19 protein-coding genes and 1 pseudogene are annotated in these 16,993 nt (G+C 53.2%); 9 read left to right on the forward strand and 11 right to left on the reverse strand.

The window, feature by feature from the left end:
- Positions 1 to 648: 648 nt before the first annotated feature.
- From OOF89_RS15680 to OOF89_RS15690, 4 genes and pseudogenes are all read right to left on the reverse strand, one after another.
- The gene (locus OOF89_RS15680; RefSeq protein ID WP_266080576.1) at positions 649 to 1,242 is read right to left on the reverse strand and encodes a ferritin-like domain-containing protein; all 594 of its coding nucleotides are present in this window, start codon (positions 1,240 to 1,242) and stop codon (positions 649 to 651) included.
- Positions 1,231 to 1,410: pseudogene (locus OOF89_RS15685) on the reverse strand (DUF4394 domain-containing protein); the annotation flags it as partial. The pseudogene OOF89_RS15685 and the gene OOF89_RS15680, both read right to left, overlap by 12 nt.
- 34 nt (positions 1,411 to 1,444) lie before the next feature.
- Positions 1,445 to 1,576 (reverse strand): DUF7837 family putative zinc-binding protein, encoded by a 132-nt coding sequence (locus OOF89_RS24775; protein WP_456071287.1) that lies wholly within the window; start codon positions 1,574 to 1,576, stop codon positions 1,445 to 1,447.
- Between the two features lie 166 nt (positions 1,577 to 1,742).
- Complete coding sequence (locus OOF89_RS15690; RefSeq protein ID WP_266080036.1) at positions 1,743 to 2,630, reverse strand: NAD-dependent epimerase/dehydratase family protein; 888 nt, start codon at positions 2,628 to 2,630, stop codon at positions 1,743 to 1,745.
- Positions 2,631 to 3,305: 675 nt separating this feature from the next.
- Here OOF89_RS15690 and OOF89_RS15695 point away from each other — a divergent pair.
- The 4 genes from OOF89_RS15695 to OOF89_RS15710 all read left to right on the forward strand — a co-directional run bounded on the left by OOF89_RS15695 (position 3,306) and on the right by OOF89_RS15710 (position 5,353).
- Positions 3,306 to 3,758 carry a DUF7344 domain-containing protein gene (locus OOF89_RS15695; protein WP_266080038.1) on the forward strand — a complete coding sequence of 151 codons (453 nt, stop codon included), beginning with the start codon at positions 3,306 to 3,308 and terminating at the stop codon, positions 3,756 to 3,758.
- A complete protein-coding gene (locus OOF89_RS15700) occupies positions 3,742 to 4,092 on the forward strand; it encodes a HalOD1 output domain-containing protein (RefSeq protein WP_266080040.1) in 351 nt (116 codons plus the stop codon). The genes OOF89_RS15695 and OOF89_RS15700 overlap by 17 nt, the downstream gene beginning before the upstream one ends.
- A gap of 160 nt (positions 4,093 to 4,252) precedes the next feature.
- Positions 4,253 to 4,903 (forward strand): helix-turn-helix domain-containing protein, encoded by a 651-nt coding sequence (locus OOF89_RS15705; RefSeq protein WP_266080042.1) that lies wholly within the window; start codon positions 4,253 to 4,255, stop codon positions 4,901 to 4,903.
- Between the two features lie 78 nt (positions 4,904 to 4,981).
- Complete coding sequence (locus tag OOF89_RS15710; RefSeq protein ID WP_266080044.1) at positions 4,982 to 5,353, forward strand: DUF7344 domain-containing protein; 372 nt, start codon at positions 4,982 to 4,984, stop codon at positions 5,351 to 5,353.
- Positions 5,354 to 5,429: 76 nt separating this feature from the next.
- On the opposite strand, the gene OOF89_RS15715 is transcribed toward OOF89_RS15710, so the two are convergent.
- Positions 5,430 to 5,867, reverse strand: a complete 438-nt coding sequence (locus tag OOF89_RS15715) for a universal stress protein (protein WP_266080046.1) — start codon at positions 5,865 to 5,867, stop codon at positions 5,430 to 5,432.
- Between the two features lie 544 nt (positions 5,868 to 6,411).
- Between OOF89_RS15715 and OOF89_RS15720 the strand changes: the two genes are divergently transcribed.
- Positions 6,412 to 6,972 carry a hypothetical protein gene (locus OOF89_RS15720; RefSeq protein WP_266080048.1) on the forward strand — a complete coding sequence of 187 codons (561 nt, stop codon included), beginning with the start codon at positions 6,412 to 6,414 and terminating at the stop codon, positions 6,970 to 6,972.
- A gap of 561 nt (positions 6,973 to 7,533) precedes the next feature.
- On the opposite strand, the gene OOF89_RS15725 is transcribed toward OOF89_RS15720, so the two are convergent.
- The 3 genes from OOF89_RS15725 to OOF89_RS15735 form a co-directional block, all read right to left on the reverse strand.
- Positions 7,534 to 7,704, reverse strand: coding sequence for a hypothetical protein (locus OOF89_RS15725; protein WP_266080050.1), 171 nt, complete (start codon positions 7,702 to 7,704; stop codon positions 7,534 to 7,536).
- Positions 7,705 to 8,355: 651 nt separating this feature from the next.
- A complete protein-coding gene (locus OOF89_RS15730; protein WP_266080052.1) occupies positions 8,356 to 8,550 on the reverse strand; it encodes a hypothetical protein in 195 nt (64 codons plus the stop codon).
- Positions 8,547 to 8,870 (reverse strand): SprT-like domain-containing protein, encoded by a 324-nt coding sequence (locus OOF89_RS15735; protein WP_328517194.1) that lies wholly within the window; start codon positions 8,868 to 8,870, stop codon positions 8,547 to 8,549. The genes OOF89_RS15730 and OOF89_RS15735 overlap by 4 nt, the downstream gene beginning before the upstream one ends.
- Positions 8,871 to 9,035: 165 nt before the next feature.
- Between OOF89_RS15735 and OOF89_RS15740 the strand changes: the two genes are divergently transcribed.
- The 3 genes from OOF89_RS15740 to OOF89_RS15750 all read left to right on the forward strand — a co-directional run bounded on the left by OOF89_RS15740 (position 9,036) and on the right by OOF89_RS15750 (position 11,739).
- The gene (locus tag OOF89_RS15740; protein WP_266080054.1) at positions 9,036 to 9,464 is read left to right on the forward strand and encodes an SHOCT domain-containing protein; all 429 of its coding nucleotides are present in this window, start codon (positions 9,036 to 9,038) and stop codon (positions 9,462 to 9,464) included.
- A 501-nt stretch (positions 9,465 to 9,965) separates the two neighbouring features.
- Positions 9,966 to 10,943, forward strand: coding sequence for an ABC transporter ATP-binding protein (locus OOF89_RS15745; RefSeq protein ID WP_266080056.1), 978 nt, complete (start codon positions 9,966 to 9,968; stop codon positions 10,941 to 10,943).
- Position 10,944: 1 nt separating this feature from the next.
- Positions 10,945 to 11,739: an ABC transporter permease gene (locus OOF89_RS15750; RefSeq protein ID WP_266080058.1), complete on the forward strand. Its 795-nt coding sequence runs from the start codon at positions 10,945 to 10,947 to the stop codon at positions 11,737 to 11,739.
- Here OOF89_RS15750 and OOF89_RS15755 read toward each other — a convergent pair whose 3' ends face one another.
- A complete protein-coding gene (locus OOF89_RS15755; RefSeq protein ID WP_266080060.1) occupies positions 11,740 to 13,347 on the reverse strand; it encodes a COG1361 S-layer family protein in 1,608 nt (535 codons plus the stop codon). It lies immediately after the preceding gene.
- A 586-nt stretch (positions 13,348 to 13,933) separates the two neighbouring features.
- Between OOF89_RS15755 and OOF89_RS15760 the strand changes: the two genes are divergently transcribed.
- Positions 13,934 to 14,674 carry an HFX_2341 family transcriptional regulator domain-containing protein gene (locus OOF89_RS15760; protein ID WP_266080062.1) on the forward strand — a complete coding sequence of 247 codons (741 nt, stop codon included), beginning with the start codon at positions 13,934 to 13,936 and terminating at the stop codon, positions 14,672 to 14,674.
- 459 nt (positions 14,675 to 15,133) lie between these two features.
- Here the strand turns inward: OOF89_RS15760 and OOF89_RS15765 are convergent, their stop codons facing one another.
- Together OOF89_RS15765 and OOF89_RS15770 are read right to left on the reverse strand one after the other, a co-directional pair.
- Entirely contained in the window at positions 15,134 to 15,511 is a 378-nt protein-coding gene (locus tag OOF89_RS15765; protein WP_266080064.1) for a response regulator, read from the reverse strand.
- Positions 15,504 to 16,979 carry an ATPase domain-containing protein gene (locus OOF89_RS15770; RefSeq protein ID WP_266080066.1) on the reverse strand — a complete coding sequence of 492 codons (1,476 nt, stop codon included), beginning with the start codon at positions 16,977 to 16,979 and terminating at the stop codon, positions 15,504 to 15,506. Before OOF89_RS15770 ends, OOF89_RS15765 begins: the two co-directional genes overlap by 8 nt.
- Positions 16,980 to 16,993 lie beyond the last annotated feature (14 nt).

The raw sequence follows: 16,993 nt of genomic DNA on the forward strand, positions 1-16,993 counted from the left end.
GATCGATGAGCAACGAATCATTACCATCCAAATGAGTCAAAAAGATCCGAATCAGACATTTAATCGCGTCTTTATCGGCTTGGGAATTGTTTTGTTTAGTATTGGTATCAGCATGACTGGGCTGGGTAGCACACTTTTGGGGACATCGGGTCCAAGCGGAGGAAATGCGGTAGACAATTTATCATCAGCACAGGCGTCTGGAGCCACTACGACTCCACAACAATCAACAGAAGCAGCAACTACTGCAGGAACGACGACCCTCGCACAAACATCGTTACCAACACAGTTGAGTACACTAACCCCTATATCTTCAACGATATCGACACCGACAGATACGACTCCGAATCAGACCGATATACCACCATCTGAGCCAGAAACATCCCGACAGGATGCATCTACAACCCACGATACAAGAACCACGATACAGTCGGGGTCGGGAGAAGTCACAACAACTGAACAAGAATCAGTAACGATAACGACAGAGGTGCCAAATCGGTCAAAACAGGATTTCGCTGACGGAGAACATGCTGGTGAAACCCACCCATCATCTCGTGATTCCGAGAACCATCCCGATGAGTGGACAACTGGTGACTCGATGGCACTGTTTACGGTCTGTTTTGGCGTCTTACTTCTCGTGAGTCCGACTGTCTACTCGCATTTTCCCCTGTAGAAAGAAATACGTCTGTCCTGGACGACAATTTCTTGATCTAATTGGTCAATGATGAATTGCCCGGCAGCAGCCAGTACCTCCTCCGTCGTCTTCGGCTCGTCGAACGCCATCGAGAACGGCATGTCCTGATTGAGGATATTGAAATAGGATGCGTGATGGGCTTCAATAGTCGCAATCGTCGCGCCTGCCGTGTGGAGATCCGGAATCTCAATGAGTGCAATCGCGCCATCATAGGCGGACACACCGAGATTTTCGAATGTTTGGGCGAGCGCGAAATACTCCTCACCAGTGTCGAATGGGAGTTCGAATTCGAGGTCAGAAACGGGCTCACCACCGAGATCTTTGCTCACCTGCGTTAGCGTCTTGACGTGCGTCTGTTCGTGATCACGGATGAGATTGAAATAGCCGTAGATTGACATCTGCAGTTCTTCTCTGAGTCGCTTGGCAGCCGCAGAGCTTTCGGTTTCACATTCGCTGAACATCTGCTGGCCCTGCGTGTAGAAGGCAGCCTCTAACTTTTCGAGTATTAGCGCATAATTCAGTATGTCGATGTCAGTGATGGAGTCTTCCATTCCGTCACCCGTAACCTGCGTTGCCTTCCCCGACATGAGATCGATCGTGTACAGTCCAGTCTTCCCATCAACAGTCAACACTGTGGAGGCCGTCCCAGTTGTCCCCGAGATGTCGAAACCGTTGATCGCGACGACATCAATGCCGAGCTCACCGATCGTTGTGAGTTCACTAGTGTTCGGTCAACGATTTTCGTAACAACAATTATTCTGGTCGAACGATTTCACGACAACCAGGGCATTCCGCATAGACTGTGTTCCCAATCTCTGTCTCGTATTCGATGTGGAGACTACTTCTTGGAACCGTCGCCCGACAGAATGGGCACGTGCCTAACATCGAATTACAGTTTGTCACGCACTAGCACCCACTCAAGTCGCTACTGTGGCAACACACAAACGCTTTGTGAACAGAAATCTGCTTTGCATCGTTACGACCACGCGATGATCGATAAATGGAATACAAATTATGCCGCTATACGTCACGGTCAAATCTATAACTGGAATCAATCGACAGTGAGCTGTGGATCAGGAACCGTTTCGGTCGCAGCGGTGTCCCACGAATGATCTGGCACCCACTCAAGGAGTTCTTGAGCCTTTCGTGTCGTGAATGCCGATCCATCACCATCCACGTCGAACGTTTCAGGAACTTCTCTAAAGTACTCGGCGATCAACTCTCGTAATGGTCGATCCATGTAATTCTCCGCAGCTACACCTAAGAATGGTTCGTGACCATCGAAGTCCGCTTCTAGTCCTGCTTGAACGAGCGATGCGATATCACGCACGTCGACGTATGACCAAAAGTTTCCAACACCTGCAGAGAGGTCGTCACGGGTATCGAGACATCGATATTCATTTGGATATTGAATCCACGATGGGCGGATCGACGCGATCTTGACGCCGTTTTTCCGTGTGACCATGTCTGCAATATTCTCCCCGACGACCTTCGATGTCCCGTAGGAGTCCTCAGGTCGCAATTCATGTGTCTCATCGATCGGGAAATAATCGGGGAGCCACGGTTCTTCAGCGAATGCAGTTCCGTACGCGCTCTCACTTGAGGCCGCGACGATGTCGGCGCCTGCTCTACCCGCGGTAACCAACACGTTGTACGTTGCCATGACATTGTTCTCAAATACTTCGACCCCAGCGGTTCGTCCCATTGCTGGAATTGCACCCCAGTGAACAACGTGATCCGGATCGATCTCGGCGACGATATCCGCTACTTTTCCGAACTCGGTAAGGCCACATCTCCGAAATCCGACATTTTCTCGGCCCTGAATGCCCCACCCGGGATGGGAGAAGTCGACAGAGACGACGTCGTAACCCGCATCTGCGAGAGTGGTAACTATCCACCGTCCTGAACGACCAAGGCCACCGGTTACAAGAGTTGTCATTTTTTATCCTCAAAAAGAGTACCCAGAATACCGTTGTAAATCTTTGTGAACCAGTACATTGAACGGTAGTTATCGGCTGTCTCATCAGAAAAGTTGGAGCCTGTACTGACGGTTGCGTAGCGACATTGGGAGTGTATATAGATAAATTAAATTACTCCTTTATTATCAAATTATCTAGCCGTTGTTCGTTCTCGCGAACCGCCACCCCTATCGAAGGGGTTCACGCAAGAATGGAATATCCTCATCAATCGCTTGTAAGATCGTGGCGGTTGAATCGAGAAACAGTCTCCTACTGGTGGAACAAATTTCGTGCTGTCCCGAGACGGAGACTCATACTCCCACATTTTGCACTAAGCAGACGTGGACACACCCACTCTCGAGCGAAATACAGTGATCGTATGATTCCCGTCCTGTCGCACTGGGTTTGCCCCGAAAATCCACCATTAGTATCTCCTTCTCGTCAGAAACGACGATGAACAAAAAAGTACGACGCACGAATAGCTCACTAGCGGTGATGCGGACAGTGATAACGAGTGGTGTAGACCGGTGGGGTGAACCTCGAAGTTTCGAGGGGAAGTAGACGTAAAATAGGCAGTGCGAGGCGAATCTATAAAATCAGTCTCACCAGTAGATTGTCAAAAAGGTTGATACTGATCCCGACTAGAATGCACTCAAATGACCCAGCATCACGATGACGACGACGATACGGCATCGGAGGTGCCTTCCGATGCCGGTACCCTCCCGGCGATCCCCGAGCACATTCTGGAGTTAGACTACGTCTTTCAATCAGTCGCGAACTCTCGGCGTCGCTATCTGTTATACACGCTCGACTCGAACACCGAATGGTCAGTGACCGACCTTGCAATCAAGATTGTTGCCTGGGAGACCGATACGCCAGAACAGGCTGTCTCCCAAGAGGAAATCGATCGGATGTACGCATCGCTGTATCATGCGCACATTCCCAAACTGGTTGACGAGCGGGTGATTGAGTTCGACAAAGAGAGCGAGACAATTCGGCCTGGTGACTACGCCGAGCAAGTCCTGACCGCCTTGGCAGGCGCGGGTGCCAGCCTTGATACCCGGCAAGAAATCCACGCACGGAGGGAGATGGATGACGAGAAGTTCTGACAATGAGAGTGACGACGAACATCTTGATACCGACACCAACGCAGACGGTGGTGAGTACCTCGTCGAGCAGGCGCATTACGAGCGGGCGGGCCGAGATGATCTCACGACCACGATTATTGGGGCGATTGCAGCCGCCGAAGGCGTCTCACCACGGGAGCTGAAAGAGCCGGTGTTGTACGACTGTGTTGATATCGCCGCCTTGGAAGATTCGTTCTTTGGGCCGACGGTTGCCGGACGGCGCCGTAATGCGATTGGGAGTGTCGAATTCCACTTTGGTGAGTATCGCGTTGAAGTCAAAAGCGATGGCTGGGTTTCCGTGTACGGAGAGTCCTGAATCTCCAATCGCACTCGCGATTCACACTCGACGGAATTGCTGATAGGAACGACTCATCTAACGGTGCTGAAGGTAGTAAATCAGCACTCCGCCTGAGAGACGCGAGTGTTCGGATTGTCGTGAACACGAATTTTTCTGTCTGTAGCCGCTATGCGGCTCCATGTTCGTTGCAACGTTTTCGCTCCCAGCGCAGGGATTTGCCCTCGGACACACGCTCGATGCAGCACCAGAAATGACAGTCTCCGCTGAACGTGTCGCTGCTCATGGCACGGTGCAGGTCATGTCGTGTCTGTGGGTCACAGGTGGTGATTTCGACGCCTTCGATGCAGCACTGGCTGCTGATCCGACAGTTGAACGGGTGATTGAAACCGAGTCGTTCGACGACGAAACATACTACCAGGTCGAGTGGGGTGACGGCGTTGGAGATTTTGTGGATGCGCTGATCGACTCGGAGGGCTCAGTACTCAATGCGAAAGCGCATGACGGCACGTGGGACCTCCGAATTCGCTTTGCCTCCCGTGAGCAGCTGCAGATGTTTCAAGCGTATCTCTCGCGCCACGACCACCCGTTTCAGTTGCGAAACCTGTTCGAACCACGGTTTCCGCGCCAAGAGCGCGACCAACTCACCGCCGCGCAGCGTGACGCCCTCGCCATGGCGGTTGAGCAGGGGTACTATCGGATTCCTCGTGATGTAACACTCGAGGAACTCGCGGACTCGCTGGGGATTTCGCGGCAAGCTGCGTCAGAACGGCTGCGTCGGGGTATCGACCAACTGGTCACGAGTGTGCTGCTCGAGCCGGAAAGCGGGTAGATCACTCAGTCGAGTAGTATATAAAAGCATGAACGGTCATGCCGTTTTCTTTCCTTACTAAGTGAATGTATTACTGCTATGGAGACAGATTCGCTACCAAATCAACCGAGCGATGGGAGAACAGCTGCTCCCTCATTAGATGCCGTCTTTGATGTGCTTGCTAATCTTCGTCGGCGCTTCGCCCTCTCGTATCTCCAGGATCGGTCCACACCGATCGCGATTGCGGATCTAATTGCGGAAGTTGCGGCACATCAGCACGAGACAACCCCGAACGAGATTCCTGATGAGATTGTACAGAGAGAAAGGATCCGATTTCACCATATTCATCTCCCGAAGTTAGTGGATGCAAATCTGGTGGCTGTCGATACCGATCGAAATACCGTGGTGGCAACGGACGCACTCCAAGCCATCGACCACTTGCTCGCAATCGCAACGGAGAATGATCCATAATTGGTCAGGTCGGTAAAGTGCTCGAGAAGTGAGGGACAGTGCGCTGTGAGGAGACCGTAGATGCGAGCCGGTGGTTTCACTGTGCGTCCGGTTTGTGAGACGGGTCGATGAGCCGAATTGCGAGCACTGGGGCTTCGGCGCGTCGAATGACTTTCTCAGTGACGCTACACCGTAATGCATGTCGAAACCCACTCCGCCCGTGTGTCCCCATCACGATCAAATCAATGTCCTGCTTGGCGGCGTATTGCAAAATCGCTTGATGTGGTTTGCCCTCGGCGATCGATCCTGCGGTGGTGCTAATGTCGCGACGTTCGGCTTGTTCAACAACGTCTTCGACCATCTGTTTGGCTTCGACTTCGAACTCTTCATACATCGCTGCACGCTTCTTATCGAGATCCGATTCATCCGTCTCAACCACAGAAACAGTGTGAAGAGCCGCATCGTATTGCTCGGCGATGTCGAGTACATAGGGGATTGCATTCTGTGCAGTGTCACTCCCATCGATTGGTAACAAAAGTGTGAAAAATAATATGGAGAAGTTACGTGCTTAATTTTTATAACTATATCGCTGGCGAGCGGAGGCACACCTCTGATCGCCAAGGCGAGCAGTGAGCCAAAAGAAAAGGTATACTCGGAGTCGCCCACTCCTCGTACAGAAACGTGATGTTGCTATCGGTAGGCTCGAATCACCAATACTTTTGAAGAGAATCCACTTCTGCTTATACTGCCCACAGGAAGTCAACCACCCAAATTAGACAAATTCAGGAAATCGACCTTACCGCCGTCGTACGTTCTACTTTAGATATAGAACCAATCGCGCATCTTGAAACACGTCGAGCTCCTAGAAATCAGACTGCTTTTTGCATAACTGGTTAGAACAACTGAACATGGTTGCCTATTTCATTACCGTCTCACAGATTCAGTCGACTGTATGGGCTCCATCGACCCCTCAGCAATAGTAGAAGAGCCCTAATCGGTATTTTCGCTTCTAAGACGTGAAATCGGTTAAACGGGCCATTGAGAACAAAGCTTATGCCATTTGATATCTAATTAAAATTATGACATATCCAAATAGTTCTCGCCGTGCAGTTCTCACTGGAGCAGCAGCGCTCGGAGCATCTTCACTAAGCGGCTGTGCAAATCTTTCACTCGGTGCAACTGAAGAACCGACGTTCAAACACGGTTCGCAGGTGCCTCTCGATCAGCAGCCACTCACCAATACGTCTTCCTCGGCTGATGCGGTGTCACTCCAGGCAGCGGTGTTCACAGCGAAACAGGATATGCATCAACGAATCAAGTGGAGTGCACTTCCAAAACCAACACAGCATTTACTCCGGACAACTGATTACTCGACGCATTTCATTGCGACGCTTATCGCAGATACACAGCTGGTTTCGCCAACTACGAACACTAGTTGGTGCCCCACCTCAAGCGTTGACGGCGATCAATTTGTCTTTCAGCTGCCGGTGAAACAGTGGCCGACGCAAAAAGCGCTAAAAAGTCCGTCGCTGGTTGGAAAGTTCGAACAGTGGAAAATTGGGAAGAATGCTGCCCCATCTCGAGCGGTTGTTGAAATCGAGTTTCTGGCGCCAGACGAAGACAAAATATGTGGCGAATAAACGGTATCTCAAATACTACGGCCCTCCACGTTCGGTAGTGAACCTAGTAACTGCTCATTCTAGCGCATTCGCGTTGCAAGCCGTTCATCGTCAATTCTCTCGTCTCGTGTCTCCCCCAACACGGTAGTAAGCTCATCCACGAGTACATCAGCCTCCTCGACATGAAGGATACCGCCACAGTCACCACAACTGTACTTCTCGGGGTGTATGGCCTTCGAGCGCCGATAGGTGCGAACCGTTCGTTACAATCCTCTTAGATCGGCCACCAGTTCAGGGTGAGAAAGCGTTGCGCACAGATTGATTCGAGGGTACCGGGGTGGTTGCACTTCCGCTTATGGATTTAGTAGACGCTCGACGGCTGAATGCCATTCACAACTCAACAGCACTCATTAATTCGATACTGTTCGCTTTGGTAGATGAAGCGAGATATAATAGTTTTCAATCGCTAGCCGAGTAAAAGAGAATATACGAAAGTTAGTATATTATACTAACCTACGTTATCGCCTGTACCGTTCGAAAACAAACGAATGAGAGAATGGGAAGGGCCGATGCTTCAGAGAGCTAGTTTTCGTCAGCGGCGGCGAGAAACTCTGTGACCCACTCACTGGGCGACAATGGATCAAGGGCCGGAACGTCGATCAACCGGCCTTGTGGCCGATTTTGTGCCCGCAGGGAGAGACCGTAATCGACGACGGGCCGCGGGTCGTCGTTACCAGCACCGTTTGGCCGCACACCGGGCAGCGTTGTGGATTCATTCGGTGGCCACCTCAACCCGCAGCGACCCACCGCAATCGCCGCAACTGTACGTCTCAGGCTGTTTGACCAGCTTCGAGGCGAGGGTGACGAAAATCGTCGATCCTGTTCATTTGGCCACCGATGACCTTTTTGAACCATAAGAATAGTGCGATTGTATATTTATCCATGGTATTACCCACATACCCAGTAGTATTTCGCGCTATATTATTATAATATTCATTCTATAGACCCATAACCACATATTTGGCCAAAGATTTATACCCACCCAACCCATGCTATGAGTTGGCATGAAACTTTCACACGGAGGTGGGAAACCGAATTACGTACCACTGCATTGACTAAGAACACCCTCTAGTTCAGGTTTTAACCAACCCACCTCAACTACCTTCCTGGTTGTGAACAGATGCTATCTTGGGAATGATACCCATTCCCAGTTCCAACTTAGATAAGCATCCAAATTTCACTCATGTGATGAGGTATTTCGCTAGAATACATCATAACCAATAGCCAACCAAGCTGGAAGTGATCACATGCGGGTTAGTATAGAATACCAACCATCGTTAGCGCCTGTACCGTTCAAACACAAACGAATGAGAGACAGGGGGAGGGCCGAATCGTCAGGGGGTGTTAGTCGTCGTCAGTGGCGGTCAAGAATTCCGTCACCCACTTACCGGGTGAGAGCGGGTCAAGGGACGGAGCGTCGATCAACGCCGCCCTGTGACTGATCTCGTGCCCGCAGGAAGAGACTGTAATCGCCGACGGGCCGCGAATTGCCGTCACTGTCACCGTTTGGCCGCACACCGGACAGCGTTGTGGACTCATTCGGTAGCCTCCTTAACGCGGAGAATACCACCACAGTCACCACAACTGTACTTCTCAGGCTGTTTCACAACCTTCGAGCGCCGGTAGCGCGCAAGTCGTCCCTTACAGTCCTCGCAAATTACCCACCAGTTCGGCGAGTTGAACCGCTCACAGTGCTGGGTTGTGTCGAGGGCGTCCGTCCACCGCTCGAACGTTCGCCCGTGATCTGCCTCGCCGAACTCGTGATACTTCCAGGCGTGAATGAGTTCGTGACGCATCGTCGAACTGAATTGCTCCCAGCCGTGTTGCTCGAAGGCGTCCCATGCGAGCGAGATCGTGATCTCGCCTTCTCAGGGGTTGGATCTTGTTTTGACGGCGAAGGAAACGGATAGATCCGACGATTTATCCAATATCAGGCATATTGTGGATTGACCCCGTCTCCGTGGAGACTGTAAACATAGGAATTGAAGATCATCCGTCACAAAGAATCTGAGTGAAGAACACTAATGCCCTCACTGCTGGGTTCTGATGACCACTGGTTCACCCTCCTCACAGCGACGATTGTTGTTGGAGTATTGTATGGAGCGTTCTCGGTGCCCTGGTATTGGGCGCTGGTTGCTGGTATGATCGTCTCTGGTGTGGTTGAATTTGCAATTAAAGAGGTTCCACCGGAGACTGATGCATATGATCCAAACCAGTATCAACTATGGCATAAGGCGTTCGGGGATCCCCAGGATAGCAACAAGGGTGCTATGAGAAAAACACCCGCTGAGACAGACGGGTCTTTAGACACTCTCCGTAATCGATACGCCAATGGGGAACTCACTGACGAGCAGTTCGAGCAGAAAGTTGAGAAGGTGTTAGAGTCCAAGTCGGTAGATGGATCCAACGAACGCGAAAAAGCACATGATGTACTCACCGAGAGTAACGACTGAAATCCCATCAATTCATTCGCAGTGTAACTGAACGTCTACCGTACGGAGAATCGTCCTTCAGTTCGCGTCTTAACAAGGTTTCAGGATTAGATTTCGTCGCCCCTGCTGACCGCTGACGGCGGTGGGTCACTTCCCATTCAATCGACTCAAAAAGTAACTCTGGGAAATGTTCTGCAGCGACGTCCGCCGCGTGCGCCTGCACTCGGTTGAGCAGCCCGCGCTCAGTCCTCGGTGTGTTCGAGCTTTCGGTCAGCGTTCGCTGGGTAGCGACATCCGCAAAATCCTCCTTGCTCTGTCATAGTCTCACGAAATGCCACTGCACCGTCTCAGGACTACTGTGATGTTGCTCCAAAATCCACCTTTCCCGTTGTCGGTATTAACCGCTGTATCATACTTTCCGACCAGACTACCTCCAGTCTGGATGCTGTTGACCAGTTCGTTCAATAAGCGGTGTGCATTCTGAGGAACCGTTAAGGTTGTTCACGGCGTCTCATTCTCCGTGTGGCGACGGATACAACGGCCGTCAAGAACGCGATCGTTGTCGAGAACCTGACAAAGTACTACGGCGACGTTCGGGGGGTGGAAGACCTATCGTTCACAGTCACGACAGGGGAGATATTTGGGTTTCTTGGACCGAACGGCGCAGGGAAGTCGACGGCCATCCGGGTATTGCTCGGACTCTTGAAGCCGACGCATGGGACGGCGAGGATACTGGAAAACGATGTAACCGACCGTCATGCAGCCATCGCAGCCCGCAAGAACATCGGGTACGTCCCAGGCGATGTGGGGTTTTACGAGGACGCGACCGGTGAGAGATTGCTCGATTATTTCGGATCACTATCAGGTGATGAGCGTCGCGAGGAACTGCTCGAACGATTTCCCATCCCTCGCAATCGGAAGGTGAAGGCCTACTCGCGAGGGAACAAACAGAAGCTCGCACTGATTCAGGCATTCATGCACGATCCTGACCTCGTCGTGATGGACGAACCGACTGCCGGGTTAGATCCGCTGGCACAGAACGCAGTCTACGAGTTCCTCCAAGCCGAACAGCAGCGCGGTGTTACCGTTTTCTTCTCGACCCACATCCTGAGCGAGGTACGAAAGCTCTGTGATCGGGTGTGTATCATCCGCAACGGCCGACGCGTCGCGTTGGAACAGATCGACACCCTGGTCGAGAAGAGTGGGAAGGTCATCCGTCTCGACTTGGCGGAATCCCCGGCACCTGATGACCTCACCTTCGAGGGTGTCGCAAGCGCGAGCCGCGACGCAGACGACTACTATCGGTTAGTCGTGACTGGCAACGACTTCGAGGGAATGGTGGACGTTCTTGACCAGTACACGATTAGAGACATGGAGATTCGGGAAACGTCACTGGAGGATGTCTTCATCGAATTCTACGCCGAGGATGTGGATCGCGAGATGAAACGTATAGAACCGCCACCAGAGAGGGACTGGAAAACGGAAGGAGAGCGATCGTAACGTGTTCGAGATTACGCAGTTCGAAACCACCAAACGCGTCCGAGGGACGCTGATATTGACGGTGGCACTGGTCATGCTCATCGCACTCACCGTCGGCCTGTTTCCCTCGATAGAGAGTGCCGGTATCGACCTGGACGCCTATATCGAAAGCCTTCCTGAAGAGACCCGACGTGCCTTTATCGGCAACGTCACGACTATTACCACTATCGAGGGCTATCTGGCCTCGCAGTTCTACCAACTGGCGTGGCTGCTCGTGCTCGGCGTCTACTACGCGTACGCGGCGGCATCGAGCGTTGCGAGTGAGGTAGAGAACAAAACGCTAGAACTGGTGCTCGTTCACTCGGTCAGCCGGTCACAACTCGTCGTCGGAAAGTTCTTCGCCCTCGTCCCGAGTATGATCGCCGTCAACGCACTCAGCTATCTCGCCGTCTACGGTGGCGTCCGCTACATCGACGAAGTCATCGACCCGATGGATCTCTTTGCGCTTCACGCTTACTCCATCGGGTATCTCCTCGCCTGCGCGGCCCTGGGGATGGTCGCGTCGGTCGTCTTCGATACGGCACGGCGTGCGCAGATGGTTGCTATCGGGAGTGTCTTCGGAATGTTTATCATCGACTCCTTTACTTTCGATACTGACTATGAGTGGGTGGGTGACTTCGCCTTCACTCGCTACTATGATGTCGGTGAGATACTGACAGAAGGAACGGTTGCGTGGAGCGACCTGGCCCTCCTCGTCGTCTCCGCCGTTCTCCTGCTCATCGTCAGCGCTGAGTTGTTCGAACGCAAAGACGTCTGACTACGTTCCTCGTCGCAACCACCACCCGACGGCCACGAGCACTGCGGCGATGACAGCGACCGTCGCAATGACTGGAAATCCCGGTCCGCGTTCCCGTTCTACCTGCACGGGAACCTGATAGGGACCAGCGACGCGGCGCTCTCTATTGGGTGTCTCATAGGTGATCGTCACGGTTGCTGGATGTCGCCCTGCTATGGCTTCATCCCCCACCGTCAACTGGAACGCGGCGGTTCTGGACTCGTTGGGGGAGAGTACACCGACGTACGCGTTTGGATCGTCACTGGTCAGTGGTTCATCAACCTGCAGCCGCGCCGTCACGTTCGTCAGTGGCTGCCCAGCATTGTTGCTGACCTGGACGCGTAACACCCCACTCTCATCACCGCCGAACGACGCTGCCACTGGATCGATGACGAACGGTTCGCGCTTGTTTCCGACTCGGATTGGTGCCTGAAGTGGATCGCTCGCCGTCCGTTCTCCCTCCCGATTGCGGTACACGACGCGGAACGTGAGCTCGCGTGGCCCCGCATTTGTGGCATTGATCGCGTTGATGTCGAATCGGAACGGCCGTTGTTCGCCGGCTGGAATCGTTCCGAGTGGGTAGATCCTTTCCTCGGGTTGGAGAGTAGTCGTGTTTGTCTCGAGGATGAGCACCGCGTCTTGCACCGCCCTCGGCCCGGTGTTGACGACTGCACCGGTCGCTCGTCCCTCGTCGCCGACGCGAAGTGTGCTCGTCACGTTCTGGAGCGCGAACGACTGCTCAGCGTTCGGGATTACTCCGAACAGTTCGGTTGTCGTCCGAGTACGCGTGCCATTCGCCCGATAGGACACGGCGACCGAGAAGGGGTAACTCGCGACGACAGTGTTGTTGGTCGCCGTAGCTTCAAACTCGAATGTGATATCCTCGTTCGTGGCCCATTCGCCGACGAACTGCGTAGCGTTTTGTGTCCGCCCGAGCCGAATGTTCCGGCTCCGCGATTGCAGGGTGACAATTGCGTCACTGACATCCGGCCCCGTGTTCTCAATCGTGACTGCGATCGTACCAGAGTCTCCAACTTGGACGTTCGATCGAATCGATGTGACTTCGAACTGCTCGAGACGGATTGCCTCGGAGGGCTGGACGGTGAAAGTGAACGGGGCGGTGCGTACACGAGAGCCGTTCGCTGCGGTATAGGCGATGACCGCTTGAAATGGGTAGCTCCGTGTCTCCGCGAACTCCTCGGCAAGGATGTCGAACGTCACCGACCGCCGCTCGCCGCTCGCCCACGGGCCGATGGACTTGGTAGCGTTCTGATCCGAGCCGAATCGAACGCTCTCGTTTGGAGCCATAACAAGGATACTCGCATTCGTGACGGTGTCGCCAGTGTTGACGAACGTCAGTGCGAGCGTGCCCGATCCGTCGACTGGTACGTTTGACGAGGTCGAAATCAACCGGAACCGTCCGTCTTGTTCGGTTACAGTTAGTCCACCATTCCCCGCCGTGGTTGGCGACGTCTCCTGTGCGATGACAGAATCGGTCGGGCTAGTGCTCGCTACAACGGACGCGACGCCAAGTGACACGAGCGAGACCGTCAGAACCACCGTGAGCCACCGGTTGGTCACCTCAGACATTCGTCCTGATTATCCGTACATATGCAGTGACGCTTGCTATCGCCTGAGAGCATTATGTTCGTCATTTGGCCCTCACTGCTCGATTCGGCTGCGTCGTATACCGGAAACCATCCCCCATTCCGATAGATGGCATCTATTTCTCCCCCGTCAGGGTACACGACGACGAGGCCTATAGGTTTGACTCCTGGTTGTTCGGCCGATTACGTACCAAATTATGCATAGATTGATCCGGGAATACCGGGGGTTATCCACTTCCGCTTTGTGATCTAATGGGAAGTGAATCTACCAACAGCTCATTGGTCGAAATCGGGTTTCTGAGGCACTGAAATTGGTAATAAAGATACAATAAATCCTATACTGCGATATTAAATCAATAATACACAGTGGCGAGAGCCCTCAGCAGGTAGCGTTCCTGGAATGAACGACTTCAGTGATCACAACGGATTCGTACTTCTGCAAACCGTCGCCGTGTCGTTCGCGCTTCTCCTCGGAATTGAGGATAGATAACGAATTCCCGGTAGTAGAAGAACCGACAGCGGTGTGAAAATCCACGGGATTTAACGAGTCGTGCGTGAACGACCGAGTAATGCAATCCATCGATGAAATTCACATCGCACCGCTGGGATACGAATTCGACCGAATCGTCGGCCCAGTCCATCAACACGGTGTCGATGTCCTCTATCTCCTCGAACACGACGGTCCGGCGAGCGAGCGGCCTGACTATCACGACGAACTGAAATCCGTTCTTCGGGGCGACGGTATCGACGTCAGGAGTAAAGCCGTCGATCTGCTCGACATCTACGACGTGCTTGGCGTCGTTACGACACTCGTCTCCGACCACGAGGACGATATCGTTCGCGTGAACGTTTCGAGCGGGTCGAAACTCTCTGCGGTCGGCGCGGCCATCGCCTGTATGGCGACCGATGCGACGGCGTACTACGTGCAACCGGAAGGATACGCACATCAAGACCGTAACGAACGACAAAGCTACGGATACGTCGGCGAAGAGGTACTCCCCACCTATCCCATCGAATCACCGACGCGGGACCAAGTCGCTGTGATGGATTACGTAGACGAAGCGGATACCGAGGTGTACACGCCGAAGAAAAAGGACATCATCGACTACGCGGAGGCCGCACATCTGTCGTTCATTTCCGACAGCGACCCGGCGAACGACAAGGCAAAATTCGCTCTGTTGAATGCCAATATCGTCGATCCGCTCGTGGAGGACGGCTACGTCAATGTGAAAAAAGTGGGGCGACAAAAGCAAGTGACGTTGACCGAGACGGGTCGAGACGTGCTTCGGGCCTTTCGACACAAGCTCTGAGAGACTGTTTCGGTCGAAGCTATCGTGTTCAGGTCGCATAGCTGGCCGAGAGCCCAGAATTCGACCGATGTTCCCGTGAAACCTATCGTGTCCGCTTCTTTCATTGCGCACGTGATCGAAGACAGGGTCGGTCAGGTCGAAAGAACAGTTTCGATAGTATAGATAGTTAGTATACTATCGATAGTTTTGTAATAGTACTGAATAAGGTACTGGCCGAACTACTATTTGATGACGACGTAGCACTACTCCACCCCCTCGGCCGACGACAGCCCCCTGTGCGGTCCCCCCGCTTCGGCCCTCACTCCAAAACAGTTCGGTTCACCAACCGACAGTCTCCCCCCGCTAACCGCTTCGGCTCCCTCCACTCGTCGGACGAACCCTACTCGTCATCGGTTCTCACCCTCCTGTCGAAAGCGTTCGCTCGAAACCGAAACGCGAAAACGAAAATTCGACCCGTGATCAGTTCATCCGGATATATTCCATCAGGCCGCGTATCGTCGCCTGCAAATCCGCCTTATCGACCGGCTTTTCGAGAATGGTTTGTGCCCCCCGGCTGACCGCTTTCTGACGCATTGCGGGCGGAATCTGTGCGGCGAGGACGAGCATGGGAATATCTCGGTTGTTGAGCTGCTCACATCGCTTCCAGATGTCCTCGGTGAATCCGTCCACGTCGAGAACGGCGAGCGCCACGTCGTCACGATGCTGAAGCAGTTCGTCGAACTCCCCCATATTCGTCGCTATCTCGACGTCGTATCCACCGTTTTCGAGGAGTCCAGCGAGCAGTTCGAGGTTTCGCTCTCGCTTACCGAGCGCGAGAATGAGGGCCGCCTCACCCATTGTGGTTTCCTGATGCCGACTGCGCCACCTCCGGAGAACCCGAAAGGACGCTGTTCAGTTCGGTCAAGGGTTCCCCGACCTTGAGACCGTGTTCCGTGATTTTGAACTCCCGAAGGCTTCGCTCGAAGTCGCTCGTGCGCTTTTTCAGGACGCCAATAGCTTTGCGCATCTCGCCGGTGACTTCGAGATGACGAAGAAAAACAATATTGTCCGCAAGGTAGCTGATTCCCGCTTCGGTCGCTTGAAACTCACCAGTAATGGTGTCGATTTCGTCCACGAGAATGACGGTGACCCCCATGTTCTTTAGATAGCGACAAAGCGAATGGAGTTTTCGAACCAACACACGGTCGTCGTCGTCCCTGAGCGAGAGTTTGTAGCCGTCGATACCGTCTATCATCACGATGCTCGTGTCGTTTTCTTCGACCTCCTTTCGTACTCGGTAGGCGAATTCGGTCGCGGAGCAATCGAGGGGTTTCATCTCCTCGACTTCGAGGGCACCCTGTTCTTGCATCCGTTTGACGGGGATATTGATGGTCTGGCTCCGTTCGCGGAACGTTTCTAGCGTTTCCTCGAACATATACATAACCGAGCGCTCGCCGCGACCGGCAGCCTCCTTCATGAACTGCGTTCCGACGGTGGTCTTCCCAACTCCTGTCGGGCCGCTGAGAATGCTGATGGTGCCGCGTTCGAGGCCACCGTGGAGCAGTTCGTCAACCTCCGGAATCCCCGATGAAACGGATTCGATTTCGAAGGACCGGGAATGTTCTGTCGGAGAGATTTCCGGATAGACGGAGAGACCACCCTGTCCGATGCGCATCGCATGGTCACCTTCGTTGACGGAGGAACCACGGAATTTCGGGACGCTGATGGTTCGCCCGTGGGAGGAGTGTTCGAGTTCAATCGTGCCGTCGGTCATGTATTGTAGGTCGTCGTCGGACGACTCATCACTGTGTTGTGACGTGAACAGAACCGTTGCACCTTGCTCCTTCAGATAGTGCATGAACGCGATGACCTGTTTTCTGAACTGATACTCGTCGGAAGTGAGGTGACGAAGGCGAGTGAGCGGGTCGATAAACACGCGGTCGGGGTCGATGGACTCGACACGGTCAGTAATCGCCGTCGTCAGTGGTTCCTGTTCAACTTCGCTCGGTGTGAAAATGTCATACGATTGTTCATCGACGAACACGTCCGAATCCGGACTCAAATCGAGGAAATGGACGTCCGAAAGGTCGATATCGAGCGTCGATGCGTTGTCCCGAATATCGTCTGCCGACTCCTCGAGATTAACAAATAACACCGTTTCGTCCGCTTCGACACCTGCGGTGAGGTATTTCATTCCGAGGATCGTTTTCCCCGTACCTGGGTCGCCTCGGAGAAGGTAACTCCGCTTCGCGATAAAACCCCCTTGTAAAATTTCGTCTAGCCCCGTCGTTCCCGTCGATATTTTTGTCAATTGACTGTTACTCATACGCGGCGTTGCTA

This window comes from Haladaptatus caseinilyticus, from assembly GCF_026248685.1.
Classification (GTDB): domain Archaea; phylum Halobacteriota; class Halobacteria; order Halobacteriales; family Haladaptataceae; genus Haladaptatus; species Haladaptatus caseinilyticus.

What these genes read in the sequence shown, in the direction of transcription:
- OOF89_RS15770 (WP_266080066.1), bottom strand. Translation starts at nt 16,979, where the DNA reads ATGAGTAACAGTCAATTGACAAAAATATCGACGGGAACGACGGGGCTA.
- OOF89_RS15695 (WP_266080038.1), top strand. Translation starts at nt 3,306, where the DNA reads ATGACCCAGCATCACGATGACGACGACGATACGGCATCGGAGGTGCCT.
- OOF89_RS15700 (WP_266080040.1), top strand. Translation starts at nt 3,742, where the DNA reads ATGACGAGAAGTTCTGACAATGAGAGTGACGACGAACATCTTGATACC.
- OOF89_RS15720 (WP_266080048.1), top strand. Translation starts at nt 6,412, where the DNA reads ATGACATATCCAAATAGTTCTCGCCGTGCAGTTCTCACTGGAGCAGCA.
- OOF89_RS15755 (WP_266080060.1), bottom strand. Translation starts at nt 13,347, where the DNA reads ATGTCTGAGGTGACCAACCGGTGGCTCACGGTGGTTCTGACGGTCTCG.
- OOF89_RS15765 (WP_266080064.1), bottom strand. Translation starts at nt 15,511, where the DNA reads ATGGGTGAGGCGGCCCTCATTCTCGCGCTCGGTAAGCGAGAGCGAAAC.
- OOF89_RS15710 (WP_266080044.1), top strand. Translation starts at nt 4,982, where the DNA reads ATGGAGACAGATTCGCTACCAAATCAACCGAGCGATGGGAGAACAGCT.
- OOF89_RS15705 (WP_266080042.1), top strand. Translation starts at nt 4,253, where the DNA reads ATGTTCGTTGCAACGTTTTCGCTCCCAGCGCAGGGATTTGCCCTCGGA.
- OOF89_RS15740 (WP_266080054.1), top strand. Translation starts at nt 9,036, where the DNA reads ATGCCCTCACTGCTGGGTTCTGATGACCACTGGTTCACCCTCCTCACA.
- OOF89_RS15730 (WP_266080052.1), bottom strand. Translation starts at nt 8,550, where the DNA reads ATGAGTCCACAACGCTGTCCGGTGTGCGGCCAAACGGTGACAGTGACG.
- OOF89_RS15760 (WP_266080062.1), top strand. Translation starts at nt 13,934, where the DNA reads ATGCAATCCATCGATGAAATTCACATCGCACCGCTGGGATACGAATTC.
- OOF89_RS15690 (WP_266080036.1), bottom strand. Translation starts at nt 2,630, where the DNA reads ATGACAACTCTTGTAACCGGTGGCCTTGGTCGTTCAGGACGGTGGATA.
- OOF89_RS15680 (WP_266080576.1), bottom strand. Translation starts at nt 1,242, where the DNA reads ATGGAAGACTCCATCACTGACATCGACATACTGAATTATGCGCTAATA.
- OOF89_RS24775 (WP_456071287.1), bottom strand. Translation starts at nt 1,576, where the DNA reads ATGTTAGGCACGTGCCCATTCTGTCGGGCGACGGTTCCAAGAAGTAGT.